General features: G+C 65.2%; 1 pseudogene. It reads left to right on the forward strand.

The window, feature by feature from the left end:
• A pseudogene (locus JBO08_RS28055) lies at window positions 1-221 on the forward strand (tail assembly protein); the annotation flags it as partial.

Below are 221 nucleotides of genomic sequence, written 5' to 3' on the forward strand. Positions count from 1 at the left end.
TGCCGGTGGGCTGCAGACGATTATTGGCGCGGTGCTGATCGCCGTGGCGTATTTCAACCCGTTTGGTTACCTCACCGGCCCCGCCGCCAGCATGATGATGATGGCAGGCGCCTCGATGGTGATGGGGGGCGTCATGCAGATGCTGTCGCCGCCGCCCAAGGGGCTTGGCGCGCAGGACAGCCCCAATAACCGCGCCAGCTACAGCTTCAACGGGCCGGTCA

This window comes from Pseudomonas sp. LAP_36, assembly GCF_019456785.1.
Lineage (GTDB): Bacteria > Pseudomonadota > Gammaproteobacteria > Pseudomonadales > Pseudomonadaceae > Aquipseudomonas > Aquipseudomonas tritici.